Annotated in this window: 21 protein-coding genes; 4 read left to right on the plus strand and 17 right to left on the minus strand. The window is 62.4% G+C overall.

Annotation, left to right across the window (positions count from 1 at the left end; translation table 11 throughout):
- Window positions 1–2: 2 nt before the first annotated feature.
- The 17 genes from nuoN to GJB56_RS06085 all read right to left on the minus strand — a co-directional run bounded on the left by nuoN (window position 3) and on the right by GJB56_RS06085 (window position 17,421).
- Entirely contained in the window at window positions 3–1,598 is a 1,596-nt protein-coding gene (gene nuoN, locus GJB56_RS06005) for an NADH-quinone oxidoreductase subunit NuoN (protein WP_113684402.1), read from the minus strand.
- Window positions 1,595–3,199 carry an NADH-quinone oxidoreductase subunit M gene (locus tag GJB56_RS06010; RefSeq protein ID WP_113684401.1) on the minus strand — a complete coding sequence of 535 codons (1,605 nt, stop codon included), beginning with the start codon at window positions 3,197–3,199 and terminating at the stop codon, window positions 1,595–1,597. Before GJB56_RS06010 ends, nuoN begins: the two co-directional genes overlap by 4 nt.
- Window positions 3,193–5,085, minus strand: coding sequence for an NADH-quinone oxidoreductase subunit L (gene nuoL, locus GJB56_RS06015; RefSeq protein WP_021333588.1), 1,893 nt, complete (start codon window positions 5,083–5,085; stop codon window positions 3,193–3,195). Before nuoL ends, GJB56_RS06010 begins: the two co-directional genes overlap by 7 nt.
- Window position 5,086: 1 nt before the next feature.
- Window positions 5,087–5,386, minus strand: a complete 300-nt coding sequence (nuoK, locus tag GJB56_RS06020; protein WP_003942238.1) for an NADH-quinone oxidoreductase subunit NuoK — start codon at window positions 5,384–5,386, stop codon at window positions 5,087–5,089.
- The gene (locus tag GJB56_RS06025) at window positions 5,383–6,180 is read right to left on the minus strand and encodes an NADH-quinone oxidoreductase subunit J (protein WP_019748167.1); all 798 of its coding nucleotides are present in this window, start codon (window positions 6,178–6,180) and stop codon (window positions 5,383–5,385) included. The genes nuoK and GJB56_RS06025 overlap by 4 nt, the downstream gene beginning before the upstream one ends.
- Window positions 6,177–6,749, minus strand: coding sequence for an NADH-quinone oxidoreductase subunit NuoI (gene nuoI, locus GJB56_RS06030; protein ID WP_021333589.1), 573 nt, complete (start codon window positions 6,747–6,749; stop codon window positions 6,177–6,179). The genes GJB56_RS06025 and nuoI overlap by 4 nt, the downstream gene beginning before the upstream one ends.
- Window positions 6,742–8,082: an NADH-quinone oxidoreductase subunit NuoH gene (gene nuoH / locus GJB56_RS06035; RefSeq protein ID WP_113684400.1), complete on the minus strand. Its 1,341-nt coding sequence runs from the start codon at window positions 8,080–8,082 to the stop codon at window positions 6,742–6,744. The genes nuoI and nuoH overlap by 8 nt, the downstream gene beginning before the upstream one ends.
- Complete coding sequence (locus GJB56_RS06040; protein WP_113684399.1) at window positions 8,079–10,496, minus strand: NADH-quinone oxidoreductase subunit G; 2,418 nt, start codon at window positions 10,494–10,496, stop codon at window positions 8,079–8,081. Before GJB56_RS06040 ends, nuoH begins: the two co-directional genes overlap by 4 nt.
- Window positions 10,493–11,812 (minus strand): NADH-quinone oxidoreductase subunit NuoF, encoded by a 1,320-nt coding sequence (gene nuoF, locus GJB56_RS06045; RefSeq protein ID WP_019748171.1) that lies wholly within the window; start codon window positions 11,810–11,812, stop codon window positions 10,493–10,495. The genes GJB56_RS06040 and nuoF overlap by 4 nt, the downstream gene beginning before the upstream one ends.
- A 1-nt stretch (window position 11,813) precedes the next feature.
- On the minus strand, window positions 11,814–12,638 hold the full coding sequence (nuoE, locus tag GJB56_RS06050) for an NADH-quinone oxidoreductase subunit NuoE (protein WP_020969458.1): 825 nt from the start codon (window positions 12,636–12,638) through the stop codon (window positions 11,814–11,816).
- Window positions 12,635–13,966: an NADH dehydrogenase (quinone) subunit D gene (gene nuoD / locus GJB56_RS06055; protein ID WP_113684398.1), complete on the minus strand. Its 1,332-nt coding sequence runs from the start codon at window positions 13,964–13,966 to the stop codon at window positions 12,635–12,637. Before nuoD ends, nuoE begins: the two co-directional genes overlap by 4 nt.
- Entirely contained in the window at window positions 13,966–14,628 is a 663-nt protein-coding gene (locus tag GJB56_RS06060; protein WP_019748174.1) for an NADH-quinone oxidoreductase subunit C, read from the minus strand. Before GJB56_RS06060 ends, nuoD begins: the two co-directional genes overlap by 1 nt.
- Window positions 14,625–15,179, minus strand: coding sequence for a NuoB/complex I 20 kDa subunit family protein (locus tag GJB56_RS06065; protein WP_003942234.1), 555 nt, complete (start codon window positions 15,177–15,179; stop codon window positions 14,625–14,627). Before GJB56_RS06065 ends, GJB56_RS06060 begins: the two co-directional genes overlap by 4 nt.
- An 80-nt stretch (window positions 15,180–15,259) precedes the next feature.
- Window positions 15,260–15,619, minus strand: coding sequence for an NADH-quinone oxidoreductase subunit A (locus GJB56_RS06070; protein ID WP_003942165.1), 360 nt, complete (start codon window positions 15,617–15,619; stop codon window positions 15,260–15,262).
- A 228-nt stretch (window positions 15,620–15,847) separates the two neighbouring features.
- Window positions 15,848–16,240: an Rv3143 family two-component system response regulator gene (locus GJB56_RS06075; protein WP_044480360.1), complete on the minus strand. Its 393-nt coding sequence runs from the start codon at window positions 16,238–16,240 to the stop codon at window positions 15,848–15,850.
- A gap of 180 nt (window positions 16,241–16,420) precedes the next feature.
- Window positions 16,421–16,855 carry an SRPBCC family protein gene (locus tag GJB56_RS06080; protein ID WP_019748176.1) on the minus strand — a complete coding sequence of 145 codons (435 nt, stop codon included), beginning with the start codon at window positions 16,853–16,855 and terminating at the stop codon, window positions 16,421–16,423.
- Between the two features lie 86 nt (window positions 16,856–16,941).
- Complete coding sequence (locus GJB56_RS06085) at window positions 16,942–17,421, minus strand: toxin-antitoxin system HicB family antitoxin (protein ID WP_113684397.1); 480 nt, start codon at window positions 17,419–17,421, stop codon at window positions 16,942–16,944.
- Between the two features lie 154 nt (window positions 17,422–17,575).
- On the opposite strand from GJB56_RS06085, the gene thyX reads away from it, so the two are divergent.
- Genes thyX through GJB56_RS06105 form a run of 4 tightly spaced genes read left to right on the plus strand, consistent with a single transcriptional unit; the run spans window position 17,576 to window position 21,970 of the window.
- The gene (gene thyX, locus GJB56_RS06090) at window positions 17,576–18,328 is read left to right on the plus strand and encodes an FAD-dependent thymidylate synthase (protein WP_029538044.1); all 753 of its coding nucleotides are present in this window, start codon (window positions 17,576–17,578) and stop codon (window positions 18,326–18,328) included.
- Window positions 18,329–18,371: 43 nt separating this feature from the next.
- The gene (gene dapA / locus GJB56_RS06095) at window positions 18,372–19,277 is read left to right on the plus strand and encodes a 4-hydroxy-tetrahydrodipicolinate synthase (RefSeq protein ID WP_003942142.1); all 906 of its coding nucleotides are present in this window, start codon (window positions 18,372–18,374) and stop codon (window positions 19,275–19,277) included.
- Window positions 19,278–21,287 (plus strand): ribonuclease J, encoded by a 2,010-nt coding sequence (locus GJB56_RS06100; RefSeq protein WP_019748179.1) that lies wholly within the window; start codon window positions 19,278–19,280, stop codon window positions 21,285–21,287. It begins immediately after the preceding gene.
- A 59-nt stretch (window positions 21,288–21,346) separates the two neighbouring features.
- On the plus strand, window positions 21,347–21,970 hold the full coding sequence (locus GJB56_RS06105; protein ID WP_003942175.1) for a TIGR03085 family metal-binding protein: 624 nt from the start codon (window positions 21,347–21,349) through the stop codon (window positions 21,968–21,970).
- Window positions 21,971–22,026: the final 56 nt, after the last annotated feature.

Genomic DNA, 22,026 nt, shown 5'->3' on the forward strand with positions numbered 1-22,026 from the left:
GCTCAGTGCACGAAGTCCGCTGCACGCTCGGCGAGATCGAGCGCCGGCTGGGGGAGTATGCCGAGGATGAGCGTTACACCGGCGCCGAGGCCGATCACACTGCTGGTCAGTGCACTCGGCACCCCGACGGTCGGTGCGTCTTCCGCCGATTCGGTGAAGAACATCAACACGATCACTCGCACGTAGAAGTAGGCGGCGATCGCGCTGCACAGGACGCCGACGATCACGAGAGGCGCGGCCCCACCCTCGGCGGCCGCGCTGAACACCGCGAACTTTCCGATGAACCCACTGGTCAACGGAATCCCGGCGAAAGCCAACAGGAACAGTGCAAACACAACGCCGACCAATGGTGAGCGTCTGCCCAATCCGGCCCAGCGCGACAGCGCAGCGACCTCACCGTCAGCGTCCCGGACCACACTGACGACGGCGAACGCACCCACGGTGCTGAATCCGTAAGCCAGAAGATAGAACATCGCCGAGGCGAGGCCGGCATCCGAGTCCGCCACCACGGCGGTCAGAATGAATCCGGTGTGCGCGATCGCCGAATAGGCCAGCATTCGCTTCATATCGGTCTGCGTCACGGCAACGATCGATCCGACAACCATCGTGAGAATCGCGACCGCCCACATCAGTGGGCGCCAGTTCACGTATTCATTGGGCAGGGCCACGTAGAAGACGCGAAGGATGGCGCCGAACGCGGCAATCTTGGTCGCAGTTGCCATGAAACTGGTGATCGGCGTCGGCGCCCCTTGATAGACGTCGGGAATCCACGAATGAAACGGCACTGCACCGACTTTGAACAGCAACCCCACTGCCACCAGGGCCGTTCCGAGCCAGAGGAAGGCGTCGGTGCCCGACCCGATGCGTGCTGCGTCGGCGATACCGGAGAGCGTGACCGTCCCGGCATAGCCGTACAGCAACGCAATTCCGAAAACGAAGAACGCCGACGAAAATGCCCCGAGCAGAAAGTACTTGAGCGCAGCTTCCTGGGAGAGCAGGCGACGTATGCGTGCCAGACCACACAGGAGATACAGAGGCAGTGAGAACACTTCGAGCGCAACGAACATCGTCAGTAGATCGTTCGAAGCCGGAAACAGCAACATACCGCCGACCGCAAAGAGCGTGAGCGGAAAGACTTCGGTCTGGGCGATACCGACCTTCACTGCTTCTTGCTCCGCAACACTTCCCGGGACGCTCGACGCTTGAGGTGTGAAACTGCCGAGCGCGTCATGTTGCGCAATCACTTCGGCAGTGTTGCCCGAGCCTCGCTCGGCAATCAGCAGTACCGCGGGGATCGACACAAGAAGGATCGTGGCCTGCAAGAACAGCGTCGGTCCGTCGACCGCAACAGAACCCATCATCGCCGTCGACCGCGTGCCGGCGAGCAGAAGCACTGCCACGAACGCAGCCGCCAAACCTCCGACACCGAGAACGAGTTGCACTGGGTACCGAATACGCCGGGGTGCAAAGGCTTCGATGAGTACCCCGACCACCGCAACACCGAACACGATCAACATCGGCGCGAGCAGGCTGTATTCGATACTGGGTGATGCCGCGTCGGCCGAGCCGAGGATGGTCACGTCGTTGAAGGAACTCATTTGTGGACACCTCCTTCGTGGTCGACGACGAGCGGCGTTGGTGCCTCGTAGACGACCGTGTGGCTCACTGCAGGAGTGATGACGTCCAAGGCAGGCTTGGGGTAGATGCCGAGGAGCAGGAGGAGTGCGATCAGAGGGGCGACCACCACGAGTTCGCGTCGCGCGAGGTCGCGGATCGTTCCCTGCCCTTCCTTCACCGGTCCGCCCATCATGCGCTGATAGAGCCAGAGTATGTAGATCGCGGACAGTACAAGCGCGACAGTCGCCGCGATAGCGGCCACGTGGTAGCGCGAGTACGTTCCGATCAGCACCAGGAACTCACTGACGAACGGCGCGAGACCCGGCAGAGACAGTGTTGCCAACCCCGCAACGAGGAATGTGCCGGCCAGGACGGGTGCGACTTTCTGGACGCCGCCGTACGCCGAGATAGATCGTGTACCTCGCTGCGAGACCAGGAAGCCCGCAATCAAGAACAGCGCGGCGGTGGAGATTCCGTGATTGACCATGTACAGCGCGGAACCTGCCTGGCTCTGGCTGGTCATCGCGAAGATTCCGAGAATGATGAAGCCGAAGTGTGAAATCGACGTGTAGGCGATCAGTCGCATGACGTCTGTCTGCGCGATCGCCAGTATTGCGCCGTAGACGATCCCGATCACGGCGAGCGTGATGATCCACGGTGCAAAAGTCGACGACGACTCCGGGAACAGTTGCAGGCAGTAGCGAATCATCGCGAAGGTGCCTACCTTGTCCACGACCGCCATCATCAACACTGCTGTCGACGGAGTCGATTCCACTGCGGAGTCCGGCAACCAACTGTGTAGCGGCCAGAGCGGTGCCTTGACCGCGAACGCGAACATGAATCCGAGGAACAAGGCATTGAGCACCCCGGGTCCGACGCCGAGTTCACCGCTGCTCGCCGCGGACGCGATCGCTCGGAAGTCGAAAGTGCCGCTGGTGAAGGGACTCTCGTCGCGCGTGGTGACCACGTACAGGCCGATGACCGCAGCGAGCATAACCAGGCCGCCGAGGAGGTTGTAGAGCAGAAACTTCACGGCGGCCCGCGATCGGCCAACTCCACCGAACCCGCCGATGAGGAAATACATCGGTATCAGCATTGCCTCGAAGAAAATATAGAACAGGAGAATATCCAAGGCGCTGAACGAAATCATCACCATGGACTCGACAACAAGGATCAGCGCGAAATAGGTGTGCGGCATCCGCTTGGGTGATGCCGGGTCCGCGGGGACGTCGTTCCAGCCCGCGATCAGTAGTAATGGCACCAGCACTGCGGTGAGAAGAACCAGAACGAGTGCGATGCCGTCAAGTCCGAGTGTGTAGCTGGTACCGAAAGCCGGTATCCAGCTGTGGCTTTCGACGAACTGAAACTGCTCGCCGCCGCGGTCGAACGCAATTCCGAGACCGCCAGCGATCACCAGGACTGCCACGGACACTGCCAGTGCGAGAGATTTGGCAAATTGGTACGACCGTGCAGGCAGAGCGAGGACAACACCCGCTCCGATGAGCGGAAGCAGCCAGAGCGCCGTCAGCGCAGGGAAGCCGGCATTGGTCACAGAGTCGCTCACCGCCGCTTCGATCACCACAGTGTCACCGCCATCATTGTCGCGACCACGAGTGTTGCTCCGACAAACATCACCAGCGCGTACGAACGAACGAACCCGGTCTGCAGCTTCCGCGTGAGCGTGGACAACCCGGTGACGACCACCGCAAAGCTACCCACGACGCCGCCTATTCCCTTGGTGTCGACCACTTCCAGCGACTTGGTGAGTTGTTGTCCCGGCTTCATGAACACCGCCTCGTTGAAGGCGTCACCGTACAGATCACGGCGAGCCGCAACGGTCAACGGAGAAACCGGAGTCGGTGCCACCACGGGAATCTCCCGTGTGGCGTACTCGCGATAAGCAATCGCGACGCCGGCGGCGACTGCGAGCAGCGCCAGCGCGGTGATCGACCATGCGGGTATCGGCGGTTCGACGTGATGGGAGCCGACTACCGGTTCCAGCCAGTTCTGCAAGCTGGACCCGATGGTCAGGAGCATGCCGGCCCCGACGGATCCCACCGCCAGAATGATCATCGGAGACGTCATCACCGCCGGAGATTCGTGAGGTTTCTGGTTCTCCCAGCGGGCCTTCCCGAAGAAGGTCATCAGCATCACGCGGCTCATGTAGAAGGCAGTGAGCGCCGCACCCAAGAGCGTGACGATGCCAAGCACAACGCCCTTGACGCCGCCCTCGCCGATTGCAACCTCGATGATCTTGTCCTTGGAGAAGAACCCGGCAAACGGCGGAACACCGATGATGGCAAGATATCCGAGCCCGAACGTGACAAAAGTCAGTGGCATGAACGCTCGGAGTCCGCCGTAGCGCCGCATGTCGGTTTCGTCGTTCATCGCGTGCATCACGGAGCCGGCGCCGAGGAACAGGCCCGCCTTGAAGAATCCGTGGGTGATCAGATGAAGGATTGCGAAGGCGTATCCGGCTGGTCCGAGACCCGCGGCCAGGACCATGTATCCGATCTGACTCATGGTCGATGCGGCGAGCGCTTTCTTGATGTCGTCCTTCGCACAGCCGATGATCGCACCGAACAGGAGCGTCACGGCACCGACGATGACAACCACGAGTTGAGCGTCGGGCGCGAGATCGAAGATCGGATTGGAGCGCACGATCAGGTAGACGCCGGCGGTGACCATCGTGGCCGCGTGAATCAGAGCCGAAACGGGGGTGGGGCCCTCCATCGCGTCGCCGAGCCACGACTGCAGCGGCACTTGCGCCGACTTCGCGCACGCAGCGAGGAGGAGCATCAGACCGATCGCCGTCAGGACACCTTCGCTTGCGCCGGACGCGTCGCCGAAGACATTGCTGAACGAGAGCGAGCCGAATGTGCTGAACATCAACATCATTGCGATCATCAATCCGATGTCGCCCACCCGATTGACGACAAAAGCCTTCTTGGCAGCAGTCGCCGCCGACGGCTTGTGCTGCCAGAAGCCGATCAGCAGGTATGACGCCAACCCGACGCCTTCCCAGCCGACGTAGAGTCCGAGGAAGTTGTCGGCGAGCACCAGAAGCAGCATTGCAGCGAGGAAAAGATTGAGGTACGCGAAGAACTTACGACGCTCGGGGTCGTGCGCCATGTATCCGACCGAGTAGATGTGGATCAGCGAACCTACACCGGTGATGAGCAGAACGAAACACATCGACAGTTGGTCCAGTTGCAGTCCGAACTCGACCTGAAGACTGTCGACCGGGACCCAACTGAACAGGTGCTCGGTGACGGTGCGGTCGGCGGTGTCACGGCCGAGCATGGCGATGAAAAACACCACTGCGACGACAAACGACGCGATAGCCATGACGCAGGCAAGCAGGTGACCCCACGCGTTCGTGCGACGACCGGCCAGCAAAAGGACAGCGGCGCCGCACAGCGGCAGGGCGGGGAGCAACCAGATGGCGGACGTGATTCCTCCTGACATATCAGTACTTCAGCAGGTCTGCGTCGTCGACGGATACAGAACGCCGAGATCGGAAGATGATCATGATGATTGCCAGGCCGACGACTACTTCGGCCGCAGCGACCACCATCGTGAAGAAGGCGAAGATCTGGCCGTCCAGATTGCCGTGCATGCGCGCGAAGGTCACGAACGCCAAGTTGGCGGCGTTGAGCATCAATTCGATACACATGAACACCACGATGGCGTTGCGGCGCAGGAGGACCCCCGCAGCTCCGATCGTGAACAACAGGACGGACAGATACAGATAGTTCTCGGGATTCATCGCTGAGTCTCCTCACCGGTGCTCGGATCCGGGGAACGTGGAGTGAGCGCGCTGCTGACCGAGAGCGTCGAGAACGTTCCGTCCGGCAACAAGGCCGGCATGTCCACTGCGTTGTGACGTGCGTACACGCCGGGACTGGGGAGTGGAGTGGCCGAGCCCTTTTCGGGATTGTCTTCATCGCTGCCCAGGTACGCGAATCGTTGCTTGGAGAGTTCGCGTTGGCTGAGTGTGGCTCCGATCTTCTCCCGGTGTGCGAGCATCATTGCGCCGAGTGTCGCCGTGATCAGCAGTGCGCCGGTCAGTTCGAAGGCCCAGACGTAGCGGATGAAGATTAGATCGGCGAGTGCGTCGATGTTGCCCTGGTCGAGTCCGGTGAATCCGGTGAAGCCCGAGATCGACGCATTTCCGAGGCCGCCGATAAGGAGTAGCCCGAATCCGACGCCGATCACGATCGCGCTGACTCGTTGTCCGCGTAGCGTTTCGACCAGGGAGTCCGAAGAATCCACGCCCACCAGCATCAGGACGAACAAGAACAACATCATCACCGCGCCGGTATAGACGACGATCTGGACGACACCCAGGAACAGTGCGCCCTGGACGATGTAGAACACGGCCAGGATGATCATCGTCATCGCAAGGAAGAGTGCAGAGTAGACGGCCTTGGGCGCGGCGACGACACCCAAAGCGCTGATCACCGCAAGGGTTCCGAGGATCCAGAACTGCACCGCCTCGCCGGTGGAGGTCGATGTCATCGTTCCCTCCGCCAGGATCGTGGTCGTGACCGCCGCGATCATTTCTCGGTCTCCGGGTTCGGCTCTCGCTCGGATACTGCTTGTTCGGGTGCTGCTTGTTCGGGTACTGCTGTGATGTCGCCGCGGTAGTAGTCGTCCTGAGTTGTGCCGGGACGCAGCGCGTGTGGTGGCGCTGTCATGTCGGGTTTCAGGGGCGCGAGCAGTCGGTCCTTCTCGTAGATCAATCCAGCTCGATTGTCGTCGACCATCTCGTACTCGTTGGTCATCGTGAGGGCCCGAGTGGGGCAGGCCTCGACGCAGAGGCCGCAGCCGATGCACCGCAGGTAGTTGATCTGATATACCTGCCCGTAGCGCTCACCGGGGGAGAACCGTTCTTCTTCGGTGTTGTCAGCACCCTCGACATAGATCGCGTCGGCGGGGCAGGCCCAGGCACACAGTTCGCAACCGATGCACTTCTCGAGTCCGTCCGCATACCGGTTGAGTTGATGGCGACCGTGGTATCCGGGCGCGGTGGGGCGCTTCTCCTCCGGATAGAACTCGGTCTCGGGTTTCTTGAACATGGTCGAGAGCGTCACTCCGAAACCCGCGATAGGTCCGAGGAATTCAGGCATGGGAGTCCTCCGATGTGTCGGAAACATCTGTGCGTCGCGGCGGTGGCACGTTCTGACCAGGCAGTTTTTGACCAGGCAGTTTTTGACCAGGCAGCGGTGGAACCGGGAAGCCGCCCGACATTGCATCGAAAGGCAAGGTCCCCGAAGCGGTGACCAACGCGGCAGTTCGGCGTCGGCCGCGGTAGATCCCGGCCAACACGATCAGGAGCGCAGCTCCGAGAACCAGTGCGACGCAGAGAAGTACGACCCAGGTGTTGTAGCCCTCGTTGCGGAACGCACGAACGGTCGCGATCACCATCACCCATACCAAAGCTGCTGGGATCAAAACCTTCCAGCCGAGATTCATGAACTGGTCGTAGCGCAATCGAGGAAGCGTGCTGCGCAACCAGATGAAGACGAAGAGGAAGCCCCACACTTTCGCGACAAACCACAACACCGGCCACCAACCGGAATTGGCGCCGTCCCAAAGATTGAACGGGAACGGTGCGTGCCACCCGCCCAGAAACAGCGTGGTGGCCAGAGCGGACACCGTCACCATGTTCACGTACTCGGCCAGCATGAACATCGCGAACTTGAGGGAGGAGTACTCGGTGTGGAACCCACCTACCAGCTCACCCTCGGCCTCGGGAAGGTCGAAGGGAGCCCTGTTGGTTTCGCCGACCATGGCTGTCACGTAGATCAGGAAGGACGGCAGGAGGAGAAAGACGTACCAGGCTCCCTGTTGGGCGTCGACGATGCCGGACGTGGACATCGTGCCGGCGTAGAGGAAAACGGCAGCGAAAGACAGGCCCATCGCTACCTCGTACGAGATGACCTGAGCGGTCGATCGAAGTGCGCCCAGTAGGGGATACGTCGATCCCGAAGACCAGCCGGCAAGGACGATCCCGTACACACCGATAGAAGTGACGGCCAGGATGTACAGAACGCCGACCGGTAGATCGGTCAGTTGCAGGGGTGACCGGGTTCCGAAAATCGACACCTGTGGACCGAACGGGATGACAGCAAACGCCATGAAGGCGGGCACGACCGCGATGACGGGCGCGAGGAGGTAAATCGGTTTGTCGGCGCCGGTCGGTGTGATGCCCTCCTTGAGGGCGAGCTTGATTCCGTCAGCGAGGCTCTGGAGCATTCCACGGGGGCCGACGCGGTTCGGTCCGACACGCATCTGCATGCGTGCCATGACCTTTCGTTCCGCGTAGATCGCCACCAGCGGGGTGAGTACGAGGAACACGAAGATTGCGAGAGCCTTGCCGATCACCAACCACCACGGGTCGTGCCCGAACGCCGACAGGTCGACCGGAGCTGCGACCGTCCCGTACTCGTGGGTGTTCATTGCGCTCCCGCCTTCGCAATCTTCACCACGGACCCCGCGGTGACGCAGAGCGTTTCGTAGATCGTGCTACCCGGTGAATTGAGCGGGAGCCAGACTGTTCGAGGCGGGAGGTCGGTGATCTCCAACGGTAATGTGATGGAACCGGATTCAGTCGACACCGCAACGTGATCGCCGTTGTCGGCGCCGATCTCGGCAGCGGTCTCGGCCGACAAACGCACGAGCGACGGCCGTGCCGTACCCGCCAGGTTGGGCTCGCCGTCTTGCAATCGGCCGTTGTCGAGCAACATTCGCCAACTCGACAACACTGCCTCGCCCAGTGCCGGTGTGGGCATGGTGCCTGACGGGACCTGAGGCGAGGTGGGGCGCGATCCGGACCAAGCGCCGAGGCGGTGTATCTCCGAGCGTGCGGAATCTGCGTCGGGTAGGCCCAGATCGATGCCCATCTCGGCTGCGATCGCGTGGAGAACGCGCTGATCCGGCATTATTCCTGTCGTTCTCAACGCGGTGTCGAACACGCGCTCGCGGCCTTCCCAGTCGAGGAAGGTTCCGGGCTTCTCGGCGACCGGTGCCACCGGGAAGACGACGTCGGCGAGTTCGGTGACTCCGCTGTGACGGATCTCCAAACTCACAACGAACCCTGCGGCTTCGATCGCGGCCCTTGCCCTCGCCGGGTTCGGGAGATCACTCAACTCGACGCCGCCGACAAGAAGCGCAGCAGTCGTCTGCCCCGGATCCAGCAGACTCGCGGCGTCGCGACCGTCGGATGCCGGGATGGAGGCCCCCCACACTGATTCCACCTCCTGACGTGCTGCCGGGTCCGCAACGGGGCGTCCGCCGGGAAGCAATCCCGGTAGCGCGCCGGCCTCGACGGCGCCGCGATCACCAGCGCGGCGTGGTACCCAGGCCAAAGAAGCTCCCGTCGATTCGGCGAGTCGCAGCGCCGCGGCGAAGCCGCCTGCTACCGCACTCAGTCGCTCACCCAGCAGGATCACAGCACCGGGCTGCCGGAGGAGCTGACCCTCCTCACTGCCGGGGTGGGACAACGAATCCATCAGAGCTGCTTCACTTCCGGGAACGGTCCGAAGTAGACCACCGCCCATCTTCTGCAGGCCGCGCGTAGCGAATGGCGCGCTGGAGAGCACCGTCGTCTTGCCGAAACGTGCGGCCTTGCGCAGTCGCAGGAAGATGATCGGTGACTCCTCCTCGGGCTCGAGAGCTACCAGCAACGCGGTCGGGGCAGATTCGAGGTCCTGGTACGTCACCGACCCTTCAAGTGTGCGGCCCGCGACGTGAGCTGAGAGGAAATCTTCCTCTTCGGCTGAGTGAGCGCGGATTCGGAAATCGATGTTGTTGGTAGCGAGAGCAACTCGCGCGAACTTACCGTAGGCGTAGGCGTCCTCCAAGGTAGAGCGTCCGCCGACGAGTACGCCTGCGTCACCGCGGGCGTGCGCGAAGGATCGCGCAACGAGGTCGAGTGCCATGGGCCACGACGCCGGAATCAATTCGCCGTCAGCGTTGCGGATCAGGGGAGTGGTGATCCGATCACCTTGGGTTGTGTACGTGAAAGCGAAGCGCCCCTTGTCGCAGTTCCATTCCTCGTTGACGTCGGGGTCGTCCCCGGCGAGACGACGGAGAACCTTTCCGCGACGGTGGTCGGTGCGCTGAGCACATCCGTCGGCGCAGTGTTCACACACGCTGGGGCTGGACACCAGATCGAACGGTCGCGCCCGGAATCGGTATGCCGTACTGGTGAGCGCGCCGACCGGGCAAACCTGGATCGTGTTGCCCGAGAAGTAGGACTCGAAGGGCTCGTTGGCGTAGATCCCGACCTGTTGAAGCGCGCCGCGCTCGAGGAGATCGATGAACGGGTCGCCGGCGATCTGACTCGAGAATCGCGTGCACCTGGCGCAGAGGACACAACGCTCGCGGTCGAGGAGGATCTCGGACGAGAGGGGGATGGGCTTGGGGTAGGTCCTTTTCTCCTCACCGAACCGGGATTCGGTGCGACCGGTCGACATCGCCTGGTTCTGGAGCGGACACTCGCCGCCCTTGTCGCACACGGGGCAGTCCAGAGGGTGGTTGATGAGCAGGAGTTCCATCACCCCGCGTTGCGCCTTCTCGGCCACAGGCGACGTGAGCTGTGTGGTGACGACCATTCCGTCCGCAACCGGTGTCGTGCAGGACGCCACCGGCTTGCGTTGACCTTCGACTTCCACGATGCACTGGCGGCAAGCACCGACCGGGTCCAGTAGAGGATGATCGCAGAACCGCGGAATCTGGGTGCCGATCATCTCCGCAGCGCGAATGATCAACGTGCCCTGGGGGACCTGGAGTTCCCGGCCGTCGATGGTGAGGGTGACGAGATCATTCGGCGGTGCCGCATCGGTTCCAGTGGTGGCGTCGGCTGCAGTCATGAGACGAACGCTCCTGTCGCGAGAACGGACCGGTGAGGATCGAACGGGCATCCGTTCCCGTCGAAATGCGCTACGTATTCCTCGCGGAAGTACTTCAAGGAAGACATGATCGGGCTGGTCGCTCCATCACCCAACGCGCAGAAGGACTTTCCGAGGATCGTGTCCGAGATATCGAGAAGTTTGGTGAGATCGGCCTCGGTTCCTGTTCCACCTTCGAGCCGACGCAGGATCTGCACCAGCCAGTACGTGCCCTCGCGGCACGGCGTGCATTTACCGCAGGATTCGTGAGCGTAGAACTCGGTCCATCGCAACACCGCGCGCACGATGCAGGTTGTCTCGTCGAATATCTGCAAGGCCTTGGTACCGAGCATGGATCCCGCGGCGCCGACGCCCTCGTAGTCGAGTGGGACATCGAGATGTTCGTCGGTGAAGATCGGTGTCGAGGATCCGCCGGGAGTCCAGAATTTGAGGGTGTGTCCAGCGCGGACCCCGCCTGCGTATTCGAGCAGCTCGCGCAAGGTGATCCCGAGTTCAGCCTCGTACTGGCCGGGGGTGGTGACATGACCCGAGAGCGAATACAGCGTGAATCCCGGTGACTTCTCACTTCCCATCGACCGGAACCACTCCGGGCCGCCCAGGACGATCGACGGAACACTCGCGATGGACTCGACGTTGTTGACGACGGTCGGGCAGGCATAGAGACCGGCGACAGCGGGGAACGGCGGCCGCAGTCGAGGCTGACCGCGTCGTCCCTCCAACGAATCGAGGAGGGCCGTCTCTTCCCCACAGATATAGGCGCCGGCTCCGGCATGGACGACGAGATCCAGATCGAAACCCGAACCGAGGACGTTGCGGCCCAGATATCCGGCCGCGTAAGCCTCGGCGACAGCGGTCTGCAGGCGTCGCAGAACCGGGACAACCTCACCTCTGACGTAGATGAACGCCTTCGCTGCTCGAATTGCGTACGCCGCGATGATCACTCCCTCCACCAACGTGTGTGGGGTCGCCATCATCAACGGCATGTCCTTGCATGTGCCCGGTTCGGACTCGTCGGCATTGACGACGAGGTAGTGAGGCTTGCCGTCTCCTGGCTTGTCTTCGGAGACCTGGGGGATGAAGCTCCACTTGAGGCCTGTCGGGAAGCCCGCGCCGCCACGTCCGCGCAGGCCCGCGTCCTTGACGGTTTCGATCACGGCGTCGGGGGGCGTGGCCAGCGCTTTGCGCAGCGCCTGGTAGCCGTCGCGGCGAAGGTAGCTGTCGAGGGTCCATGAATTCGGTTGATCCCAGTATCGACTCAGGACGGGGGCGAGTGTCATGTCACTTCCCTTCGCCGGGAGCGTCGGCCGCGGAAGCCGAGCCGGGTGGATTGTCGTCGAGAGATCGGCTGATACGTAGTCCGGCAAGAGTTGCATCGCCGACGGTCTGAGCTTCGGCTGCCTCGATTCGCGTATCCGGAAAACCAGCCAGAGTGCGCGCAGTCTGCCGGAACGAGCACAGCGTGGCACCGCGATCGGGTGTCACGCGCTCTCCGGCGCGGAGCGCATCGACGAGTGAGCGCGCCGATTCCGGGGTCTGATTGTCGAAGAACTCCCAGTTGATCATCATGACGGGGGCGTAGTCGCACGCCGCATTGCACTCGATGTGTTCGAGGGTGATCTTACCGTCGGACGTCGAGATGGAGTGTCCACCTTCATCTCTGGAGCCTGTCGAGCCCAGGTGCTCTTCGAGTGCCGCGAGGATGTCGTCGCCGCCCATGATCGCGCACAGCGTGTTGGTGCAGACTCCGACCAGATACTCACCCGTCGGCCCCCGGCGATACATGGAGTAGAAGGTGGAAACTGCGGCGACCTCGGCGCCCGTCAAACCCAGCTTGGCACTGCAGAAATCGATCCCGGCCGGGGTGATGTACCCGTCCTCGGATTGCACGAGATGAAGGAGCGGCAAGAGGGCGGATCGACTGGTGGTCGCGGCGGCGTCAGGCTCACGGTAGCGAGCGATGACGGTTTCGGCGTCGGCGTCGAGTCGGGCCAGTACGTCGGGTGGATAGCTCGATCGTGCGCCAGGGCGTACCAATTGCGTGGGCTCCTCCGGGCGCGGCCCGAGTTCGATGAACACGCGTGACGAGCCGTTCGGGCCGGTCATCGGTCCACTCCGCCCATGACGGGATCGATACTGGCAACCGAAGCGATCACGTCGGACACCATGCCTCCCTCACACATCGCGGCTACTGCCTGAAGGTTGGTGAACGACGGGTCCCGGAAATGGACGCGGTACGGCCGGGTTCCCCCGTCGCTGACCATGTGCACCCCCAGTTCGCCACGCGGAGACTCGACGGCGACGTACACCTGACCTGGCGGCACGCGGATACCCTCGGTGACCAGTTTGAAATGGTGAATCAGACCTTCCATGGAGGACTCCATGATCTTGGCGATGTGCTTCTGCGAGTTGCCGAGGCCATCCGGTCCCACAGCGAGATCGGCAGGCCAGGCGATCTTCTTGTCGTCCACCATGACCGGGCCCGGTTGTAGCTTGTCGAGGCACTGCTCCACGATCTTGAGGGACTCCTTCATCTCCTCGACGCGGATGACGTACCTTCCGTAGCAATCGGATCCGTCGTGTGTCACTACGTCGAACTCGTAGTTCTCGTAGCCGCAGTACGGCTGCGCTCGACGCTGATCGTGGGGGAGACCTGTGGCGCGAAGGACCGGCCCCGTCACCCCGAGCGCCATACAGCCGGTGAGATCGAGATATCCGATTCCCTGGGTACGTGCTTTCCAGATGGAGTTGTCGCTGAGCATCAGTTCGACGTCACGTAACCGTTTCGGTAGGACCTTCAACAATTCCCGAACCTTCGCGACCGACCCGTCGGGTAGATCCTGAGCGAGACCACCAGGCCTGATGTAGGCGTGATTCATCCGCAGTCCGGTGATCGTCTCGAACACGTCCAGAATCAATTCGCGTTCGCGGAATCCGAACAGCATCGCCGTTACGGCGCCGAGTTCCATTCCGCCGGTCGCCAGGGCCACGAGATGTGAGGAGATCCGATTGAGTTCCATCATCATGACGCGAATGACGGTGGCTCGCTCGGGAATGTCGTCGGTGATGTCGAGAAGTTTCTCGACTCCGAGGCAGTACGCGGTTTCGTTGAAGAACGGTGACAGGTAGTCCATTCGAGTAACGAAAGTGACGCCCTGCGTCCAGTTCCGGAATTCGAGATTCTTCTCGATTCCGGTGTGCAGGTAGCCGATTCCACATCGAGCTTCCATGACCGTCTCACCCTCGATCTCGAGAATGAGGCGCAAGACCCCGTGAGTGGACGGATGCTGTGGGCCCATGTTGACCACGATCCGTTCCGCCTCGCCGGTTCGCTGGCGGGCGGCCGCGGTGACGATGTCGTCCCAGTCCTGACCCGATGCCGTGACGACGGTTTCCGTCGTGGCACCGGAGTTGCTTCCTGTCGTCTCGTTCATCAGTTGTACGACCTACGCTCGTCGGGAGGCGGAGTCTGGGCGCCCTTGTACTCGACCGGGATACCGCCGAGCGGATAGTCCTTCCGCTGGGGGTGGCCTTTCCAGTCGTCGGGCATCTCGATGCGGGTCAGGGCCGGATGACCGTCGAAGACGATCCCGAAGAAGTCGTACGTCTCGCGTTCATGCCAGTCATTGGTCGGGTAGATCCCGACGATCGACGGAATATGCGGATCGGAATCCGGCACAGATACTTCCAGCCTGATTCGGCGGTTGTGCGTAATCGAGGCAAGTGGATACACGGCGTGCAGTTCACGACCGGTGTCCTGCGGGTAGTGCACTCCGTCGACACCCAGGCAGAGCTCGAAGCGAAGGTCCGGTTCGTCGCGCAGTCTTCGCGCAACCTGCGGCAAGTGGGAGCGTTCGACGTGCAGCGTCATCTCGTCTCGAAAGATCACCACACGCTCGACTGCAGCGGTGAAAGTGCCACCCGCGCTGCTCAATGCCGCGTCCAACGAATCCGCGACTGCATCGAAATAACCGCCGAAGGGTCGAGAAGCCTTGTCCTCTAGAGAGATCGGAGGGGCAAGCCTGCTGTAGCCCGAGGTGTCGCCAGTGCCGCGGACCCCGAACATCCCTCTCGCGCCGGTGTTACCCGAGGTCATCGCAGCAGCCCCTTCATGTCGATGGTGGGGGTGGATGCCAGTGCGGCGCGCTCGGCTGCCGCGCGTGCCTCTTCGCGGTTCACGCCGAGGGGCATTTCCTGGATCTTTCGGTGCAGTTCGATGATCGCGTTCAGGAGCATCTCCGGCCGCGGCGGACAGCCGGGCAAGTAGATGTCGACCGGCACGATGTGGTCGACGCCCTGAACCACTGCGTAGTTGTTGAACATTCCGCCGGACGACGCGCATACACCCATGGCCAGAACCCATTTCGGCTCGGCCATCTGGTCGTAGACCTGACGAAGTACCGGGCCCATCTTTTGACTGACCCGCCCGGCCACGATCAGAAGGTCTGCCTGTCGCGGCGACGCGCGGAATGCCTCCATACCGAACCGCGCCAGGTCGAAGCGACCCGACGTGGTTGCCATCATCTCGATGGCGCAGCACGCGAGCCCGAAGGTGGCAGGCCACAGTGATCCTTTGCGGGCATAACCTGCCAGGCCCTCGACCGTGGTCAGTAGAAATCCGCTGGGGAGCTTTTCTTCGAGACCCATATCCGACTCTTTTCAGTCGTAACAGCTGCGGTGTGACCGGTTTTGTCTGACTCGTGTGTGCTGTTCCTGTGTTCGCTGAGCTAGTCCCAACCGAGACCGCCTCGTCGCCATTCGTATGCGTATGCCACCGAGACGTTGACTATGAAAAGGCCCATCGCCGCGAGGCCGAACAAACCGAGCGAATCGAAATGCACCGCCCACGGATAGAGGAAAACGATCTCGATGTCGAAGATGATGAACAGCATTGCCGTCAGATAGAACTTGACGGGAAACCGTCCGCCACCAGCGGTACGGGGTGCCGGTTCGATTCCGCATTCGTAGGCTTCGAGTTTCGCCCTGTTGTACCGCTTCGGGCCGACCACGGACGCGAGAACAACCGACACCACAGCGAAGGCCATCGCGATGACCCCGAGAACGAGAATGGGGATGTAAGCGTTCATCTCACCCGAACTCCTCTCCGCTGTGCGGATGTCCGCCTAGCCCGAAGGTGCCGTTAACCCGAAGGTGCCGTTCGATTTCGATACTGCCAGCAATTCGACACTTATGTGACCTGCGACACCCACACTAGGGGAGGCCTCCGACATTGGGTTGATTTTCGAGGTGCCGAGTTTCGCTCTCGAAAGTCCGAAGTAGTCGGCGCCGCAACGAATCACCGCTGCAACGGGTGCTCACCGGCTCAGTTGCCGACGCAGAAGCGCGATGACGGTGGAAGAGAGTTCCATCGGATCTATCGGCTGCGGCACTGAGGCTTCCGCTCGCGACCACGACGCCAGCCACGCATCGTCGGGTCGACCGGTCAGTACGAGGATCGGCGGACAGTCGACGATCTCGTCCTTGAGTTGTTTCGCGACGCCCATGCCGCCCGCCGGACTCGCCTCGCCGTCGAGGATGGCGAGATCGATTCCGCCGGCATCGAGCTTGTCGACGACGATCGGCGCGGTCGCGACCTCGACGTAGTCGATGGTGGGCATCGAAGGATGTGGGCGCTCTCCGAGAGCGAGCCGAACTTGCTCGCGGGTGTGTGCGTCGTCGCTGTAGACGAGGATGCGCACGGGTGCCATGGAGTTGGGCTCTGCGGTCTCGGCGGACACGCGGCCGACGTTACTCCGGGCGGTCCACGGCTACCGGCGAATGTTCAACATCGGCAAGAACTTCCGAGAAATCGCAGCTGGGCTTCACAGCAAACGGCCCCTACCCGGCGATGAACGCCGAAGTAAGGGCCGCCTGAATTGCGTGTGCGCTCAGAAGTTTTCGACGAACTTCGTCAGGCCCTTGCTTGCAGTTTCCAGGGCCGTCTTCTGCGCCTTCTTCACCAGGAAGCCCGGCAGCGGGATCTTGGGATCGATGGTCAGTTCGAAGGTGACCTTGGTTCCACCGTCGGTGGGAGTCAAGACGTACGAGCCGTCCTGCTGGTTCTGCTGGCCGCTCTCGACGAGTGTCCAGGTCACCTTGTCGTCGCCCTCGAAGGTGTAGTCGACTACCTGCTCGTCGTTGATTCCCAGAATGGACACGGCCATGCGAACGCGATGGGGTCGACCGTCGTCGTGGGTGCTCTCGATGGTGATCTTCTTGTGCGCAGACGACCACTCCGGCAGCCGATCGACTGCAGCTACGGCCTTCATCACCGTCGCCGGATCAGCCTTGATCTCGAATTCCTTGACGCCCGAAACGGCCATGAACGTGCTCCTTCTCGCCTTGCGGCAACGGTTCGTGATTACTGCAGTTGCGCAATTAGATCATCGGCGATCAGGGTGGCGTCGAACTAGTCCATGCCGTTCTTGCGCATCTGGTCCCGCAATGCGCCCTGAACGGCTTGTGAAACCCACGAGTTGAGGGAGACTCCGTTCTGATTGGCTGCCTCCTCGGCGCGGGCTTTGATCTGCTCCATCATCCTCAACGTCACTCGGCTGGTATCGCCGCTGACGTCGTCGAACGAGTAAGTGGAGTCCTTCTTCTCGTCGTCTGCCTTCTCGTTTCCGCCCTCGCCGCCGGTCGAATTCGTCGGGCGGACGACGTCGGTCACGATCTCGTTGCCGTCGAGATTGACCCTGACCTCGCGGCCGTCGAGTTTGGTCCCGATCTCCTTGGCCAACTCCGTCGCCGCGGCCAACAAGACCAGGCGGACCGAGGGTTCGATGGCGGCGGACAACGACGCCGCAATCCGGCGCGTGTGATCGTCGCCGAGTTCGGCTGCGGTGACGAGGTCATTCTGCAGCTTCGCGGTGTACTCCGAAATGTCCATGACACCAGAGTGGCGTCAAAAGTGACGTCAGTCAAGGGTGTGGTGACGTCACTCGATCTCGGGGGAGCGCAACCGCTATAGAGTTGCCCAGCACCTGAGGCGAACGGCGCCCGGGTTTCGTGCTGGTCGTTTCGTGCTTGTCGAGGAGTGGGTTGTGCCGAACACGGTGTCGCTGAAAGTGCAGTTGGTGGCGAAGTCCGAGTTCTTCCCGCCCGAGGACATTCCGTGGGAGACGGACGCGGACGGCGGCGAAGCGCTCGTCGAGTTCTCCGGCCGAGCCTGCTACCAGAGTTGGTCCAAGCCGAATCCGCGAACCGCAACCAACGCCGGCTACCTCAGACATCTGCTCGAGGTCGGACACGTTTCGGTGCTAGAGCACGCGACGGTGAGCTTCTACATCACTGGTATCTCGCGCTCGTGCACTCACGAATTGATTCGTCACCGGCACTTCTCGTACTCGCAACTCTCGCAGCGATTCGTTCGCGAGAATGATGCGAACGTTGTCGTGCCTCCCGCGGTCGAAGGTGATCCCGAGCTCGAATCACTGTTTCTGTCTGCCACCGACGAGAGCCGTCGCGCTTACGGCGAACTGCTGACCGCCCTCGAGGGGAAATTGCAATCAGTGCCCGGTGCCCCGATGCGTGGGAAGCAAGCCAGGCAAGCTGCGCGCTCGGTGCTGCCCAACGCAACCGAGACGCGCTTGGTCGTGACCGGGAACTATCGGGCCTGGCGGCACTTCGTCGAGATGCGCGCCACCGAACATGCCGACGTCGAGATCCGGCGAGTCGCGATCGAGTGCCTACGTCAGCTTCGTGACGTCGCCCCAAATGTGTTCGGGGACTACGAGATTCTCCGCGGAAGCGACGGATCGGAAATCGCCGTCAGTGCATTTGCGGCCGAGTCGTGACTCGTGTGCAGAAGTAAGAGCTGAACCGGGTAACCTTCTGACCATGACCTACGGTGATTCCGCTTCTCTTGTCGAGCGTCCGTTCGGCACCATTTCCGTTGCGATGGTGACCCCGTTCACTGCCGACGGGAAGTTGGACGTCGACGCGGGAGTGCGCCTCGCAGCCCATCTCGTCGACAACGGCTGCGACGGCCTCGTTCTTGCCGGCACGACCGGTGAGTCTCCCACCACCACCGAGTCCGAGAAGCTCGACCTGCTCCGCGCAGTGATCGACGCCGTCGGCAACCGCGCGAAGATCGTTGCAGGCGCCGGGAGCAACGACACCGCCCACAGTGTCGAACTCGCCCGTGACGCGGCTCGCGCCGGTGCGCACGGTCTGCTCGTCGTCACCCCGTACTACTCGCGTCCGCCCCAGGCCGGACTCTTTGCACACTTCACCGCCGTCGCCAACGCGACCGACCTGCCCGTCATGTTGTACGACATTCCGCCCCGCTCCGTCGTCCCCATCGAGACCGAAACGATCCGCCGACTCGCCGAGCACCCGCGGATCAAGGCCGTCAAGGATGCCAAGGGTGACCTCAACGCCGGCGCAGAGTTGATCGGCACCACCGAGCTTCAGTTCTTCTCCGGTGACGACCCGCTGAACCTGCCGTGGCTCGCTGTCGGTGCTACCGGCTTCGTCAGCGTCATCGGCCATCTCGTTCCGGGTCGCCTCCGCGACCTCCACACCGCGTTCGTGTCCGGCGACATCGCCCGCGCACGCGAGATAAACCTCAGTTTGATCCCTGTGATTCGTTCCGTTGCCCGCCTCGGCGGTGTCAGCGCTTCGAAGGCGGGTCTGCGACTCATCGGAATCGATGTCGGAGAACCACGCCTTCCGCAGGTTGCACCCACTAAAGAGCAGATCGACGGTCTTGCCGCCGATCTGCATGCGGCAGGAGTTTTGTAAATGACCCGTCCCCCCCGACGTCGTAGTGCCAGTCGTCAAGCCGGTCCGCCTTCGCCTCCGGCTCCCGAGACGGCCGCGAAGGCCGCACCGGTAGAGGCACCAGCTGCGCCGGCGGCAGAAGCGGCCCCCGCCGCAGCCGCCCCGCCCAAGAAGGCCGCAGCAGCCAAATCTGCAGCGACCAAGTCCGCCGCCACCAAATCTGCTGCACCCAAGAAATCGACCGAAGACAGGTCGCCACGCAAATCTGCCGGCGGCAACCGTCCGGCAGCGTCGAAGGCGGGCAACGGGCGCGGAAACAAGCGCCCCGAGAACCGTCCGGCCGTCGATCCCACCGGTCGCCTCGGAACACCCCCGAAGGCGCCGGCATCAGGTCTGCGCATCGTCGCTCTCGGTGGCATCGGCGAAATCGGTCGCAACATGACGGTGTTCGAGCACCGCGGCAAGTTGCTGATCGTCGACTGCGGTGTGCTGTTCCCCGAGGACCAGCAGCCCGGCGTCGACCTGATCCTCCCGGACTTCCGCTACATCGAAGACCGTATGGACGACGTCGAAGCCGTCATCTTGACTCACGGCCACGAGGATCACATCGGTGCTCTGCCGTTCTTGCTGCGCCTGCGCGCGGACATTCCGGTCATCGGCGCGAAGTTCACTCTCGCCCTCGTTGCCGCCAAGTGCCGCGAGCATCGCCTGCGACCGAACCTCGTCGAGGTCGTCGAAGGAAACACCACCACTCACGGCCCGTTCGACTGCGAGTACTTCGCCGTCAACCACTCGATTCCCGACGCGCTCGCGATCGCGATTCGCACCGACGCCGGAGTTGTACTGCACACCGGTGACATCAAGCTCGATCAGCTGCCTCTCGACGGCCGCTTGACCGACCTCGCCGGTTTCTCCCGCCTGGGCGACGAGGGTGTCGACCTGTTCCTCGTGGACTCGACCAACGCCGAGGTCCCGGGATTCGTCACGCCCGAGCGTGAAATCGGGGGAGTGCTCGACAACGTCATCGGCAAGGCGAAGCAGCGCGTCATCGTGGCATCGTTCGCCAGCCACGTGCACCGCATCCAGCAGGTCGTCGACGTTGCCGCTCGGTACAACCGTCGCATCGTCTTCGTCGGCCGCTCGATGGTCCGCAACATGCAGATCGCCCAGGATCTCGGCTACCTCACGGTGCCAGACGGACTGGTCGTCGACATCGACACCGCCGCCACCCTTCCCGACGATCGCCTGGTGCTCATTTCGACGGGTTCGCAGGGTGAGCCGTTGGCAGCGCTCTCGCGGATGGCACGCGGCGAACACCGCCAGATCAACATCCGTGCCAACGACCTGGTCGTTCTCGCATCCTCGCTGATTCCGGGTAACGAGAACTCCGTTTTTGCCGTGGTCAACGGCTTGGCCAAGCGCGGTGCCACCGTCGTGACGCAGCAGAGCGCCAAGGTTCACGTCTCGGGCCACGCGTCCGCCGGTGAGTTGCTCTACCTGTACAACGCGGTTCGGCCCACCAACGCCATGCCCGTCCACGGTGAATGGCGGCACCTGCGTGCCAACGCCGCCCTTGCCAAGGCCACCGGCGTTCCGGAAGAGCGCATCGTGCTGGCCGAGGACGGCGTCGTGGTCGACATGGTCGACGGCCTCGCCGAGATCGTCGGACGCGTACCGGTCGGACACGTCTACGTCGACGGTCTTTCAGTCGGTGACGTCGGCGAGCCGACGCTCTCCGATCGACTCGTACTCGGTGAAGGCGGCTTCATCGCCATCACCATCGTCATCAACGAGTCGACAGGACGCGCAGTCAGCACTCCCGAGGTGTCCGGCCGCGGTTTCTCCGACGATCCGACGGCACTCAAGGCCGCCGCGGATCTCGTGGAATCGGACCTGGCCCGATTGGCGAGCGAAGGCGTCATCGACGCTCATCGCATCGCGCAGTCCGTGCGCCGCGTCGTCGGACGCTGGGTCGCGGACAAGTACCGCCGCCGTCCGATGATCATTCCGACGGTCATCGCGGTTCCGTAGATTCGGCACAGCAGGTCGCTTCCGCTCGAACCCGGTCCGGTTCGAGTACTTTGGCGAAGGTGACCTTCGCTCATGACGAACGACTCGCCCTGGTGGACAGCATGGTCGAGTTCGGCCCCGATGCTCCGACACTGTGTGGGGAGTGGACCAATCGTGACCTGGCAGCACATCTGATTGTCCGGGAGCGGCGTCTCGACGCCGCTCCCGGAATCATGTTGAGCCCTCTTGCCGGTCACACCGAGAGCGTTCGAAAGGCCGCAGCGGCGCGTCCGTGGGAGGAGATCCTCGACGACGTTCGGAGCGGGCCGCCGCGATGGTCGCCGATGTACTGGCTCGACGCGCAGGTCAACACCACCGAGATGTTCGTTCACCACGAAGATGTACGCCGCGCACATCTGAACTGGGCGCCGCGTCCGTTGTCGGAGGGTCGGCAGGCTCAGCTGTGGAAGTACGCACGCCAGATCGGCAAGATGGGCTACCGCAAGGCTGCTGTCGAGGTAATTTTCGAACTTCCCTCCGGCGAGAGTGCGGTCGTCCATAAATCCGGCTCTCGCAGTGTTGTCTTGCAGGGCGAACCCGCCGAGTTGCTGCTGCACGCATTCGGTCGCAACGAAGTGAAGATCGAAGCCAAAGGTGAACTGGCCGACGTCCAATCCGTGATGGCGCTCGATCGCAGTTTCTGATTGCCTTTTTCTACCTGAGTGGCGCTCGAACGACGGGTTGCGAAGATCACGTTTCG

This window comes from Rhodococcus sp. AQ5-07 (assembly GCF_009707305.1).
Lineage (GTDB): Bacteria > Actinomycetota > Actinomycetes > Mycobacteriales > Mycobacteriaceae > Rhodococcus_F > Rhodococcus_F erythropolis.

Excerpts from the sequence above, each read along its gene's own strand:
- nuoN (WP_113684402.1), bottom strand. The coding sequence starts at position 1,598 with ATGAGTTCCTTCAACGACGTGACCATCCTCGGCTCGGCCGACGCGGCA.
- nuoL (WP_021333588.1), bottom strand. The coding sequence starts at position 5,085 with ATGTCAGGAGGAATCACGTCCGCCATCTGGTTGCTCCCCGCCCTGCCG.
- nuoK (WP_003942238.1), bottom strand. The coding sequence starts at position 5,386 with ATGAATCCCGAGAACTATCTGTATCTGTCCGTCCTGTTGTTCACGATC.
- GJB56_RS06025 (WP_019748167.1), bottom strand. The coding sequence starts at position 6,180 with ATGATCGCGGCGGTCACGACCACGATCCTGGCGGAGGGAACGATGACA.
- nuoI (WP_021333589.1), bottom strand. The coding sequence starts at position 6,749 with ATGCCTGAATTCCTCGGACCTATCGCGGGTTTCGGAGTGACGCTCTCG.
- nuoH (WP_113684400.1), bottom strand. The coding sequence starts at position 8,082 with ATGAACACCCACGAGTACGGGACGGTCGCAGCTCCGGTCGACCTGTCG.
- GJB56_RS06040 (WP_113684399.1), bottom strand. The coding sequence starts at position 10,496 with ATGACTGCAGCCGACGCCACCACTGGAACCGATGCGGCACCGCCGAAT.
- nuoF (WP_019748171.1), bottom strand. The coding sequence starts at position 11,812 with ATGACACTCGCCCCCGTCCTGAGTCGATACTGGGATCAACCGAATTCA.
- nuoE (WP_020969458.1), bottom strand. The coding sequence starts at position 12,638 with ATGACCGGCCCGAACGGCTCGTCACGCGTGTTCATCGAACTCGGGCCG.
- nuoD (WP_113684398.1), bottom strand. The coding sequence starts at position 13,966 with ATGAACGAGACGACAGGAAGCAACTCCGGTGCCACGACGGAAACCGTC.
- GJB56_RS06060 (WP_019748174.1), bottom strand. The coding sequence starts at position 14,628 with ATGACCTCGGGTAACACCGGCGCGAGAGGGATGTTCGGGGTCCGCGGC.
- GJB56_RS06065 (WP_003942234.1), bottom strand. The coding sequence starts at position 15,179 with ATGGGTCTCGAAGAAAAGCTCCCCAGCGGATTTCTACTGACCACGGTC.
- GJB56_RS06070 (WP_003942165.1), bottom strand. The coding sequence starts at position 15,619 with ATGAACGCTTACATCCCCATTCTCGTTCTCGGGGTCATCGCGATGGCC.
- GJB56_RS06075 (WP_044480360.1), bottom strand. The coding sequence starts at position 16,240 with ATGGCACCCGTGCGCATCCTCGTCTACAGCGACGACGCACACACCCGC.
- GJB56_RS06080 (WP_019748176.1), bottom strand. The coding sequence starts at position 16,855 with ATGGCCGTTTCGGGCGTCAAGGAATTCGAGATCAAGGCTGATCCGGCG.
- GJB56_RS06085 (WP_113684397.1), bottom strand. The coding sequence starts at position 17,421 with ATGGACATTTCGGAGTACACCGCGAAGCTGCAGAATGACCTCGTCACC.
- dapA (WP_003942142.1), top strand. The coding sequence starts at position 18,372 with ATGACCTACGGTGATTCCGCTTCTCTTGTCGAGCGTCCGTTCGGCACC.
- GJB56_RS06100 (WP_019748179.1), top strand. The coding sequence starts at position 19,278 with ATGACCCGTCCCCCCCGACGTCGTAGTGCCAGTCGTCAAGCCGGTCCG.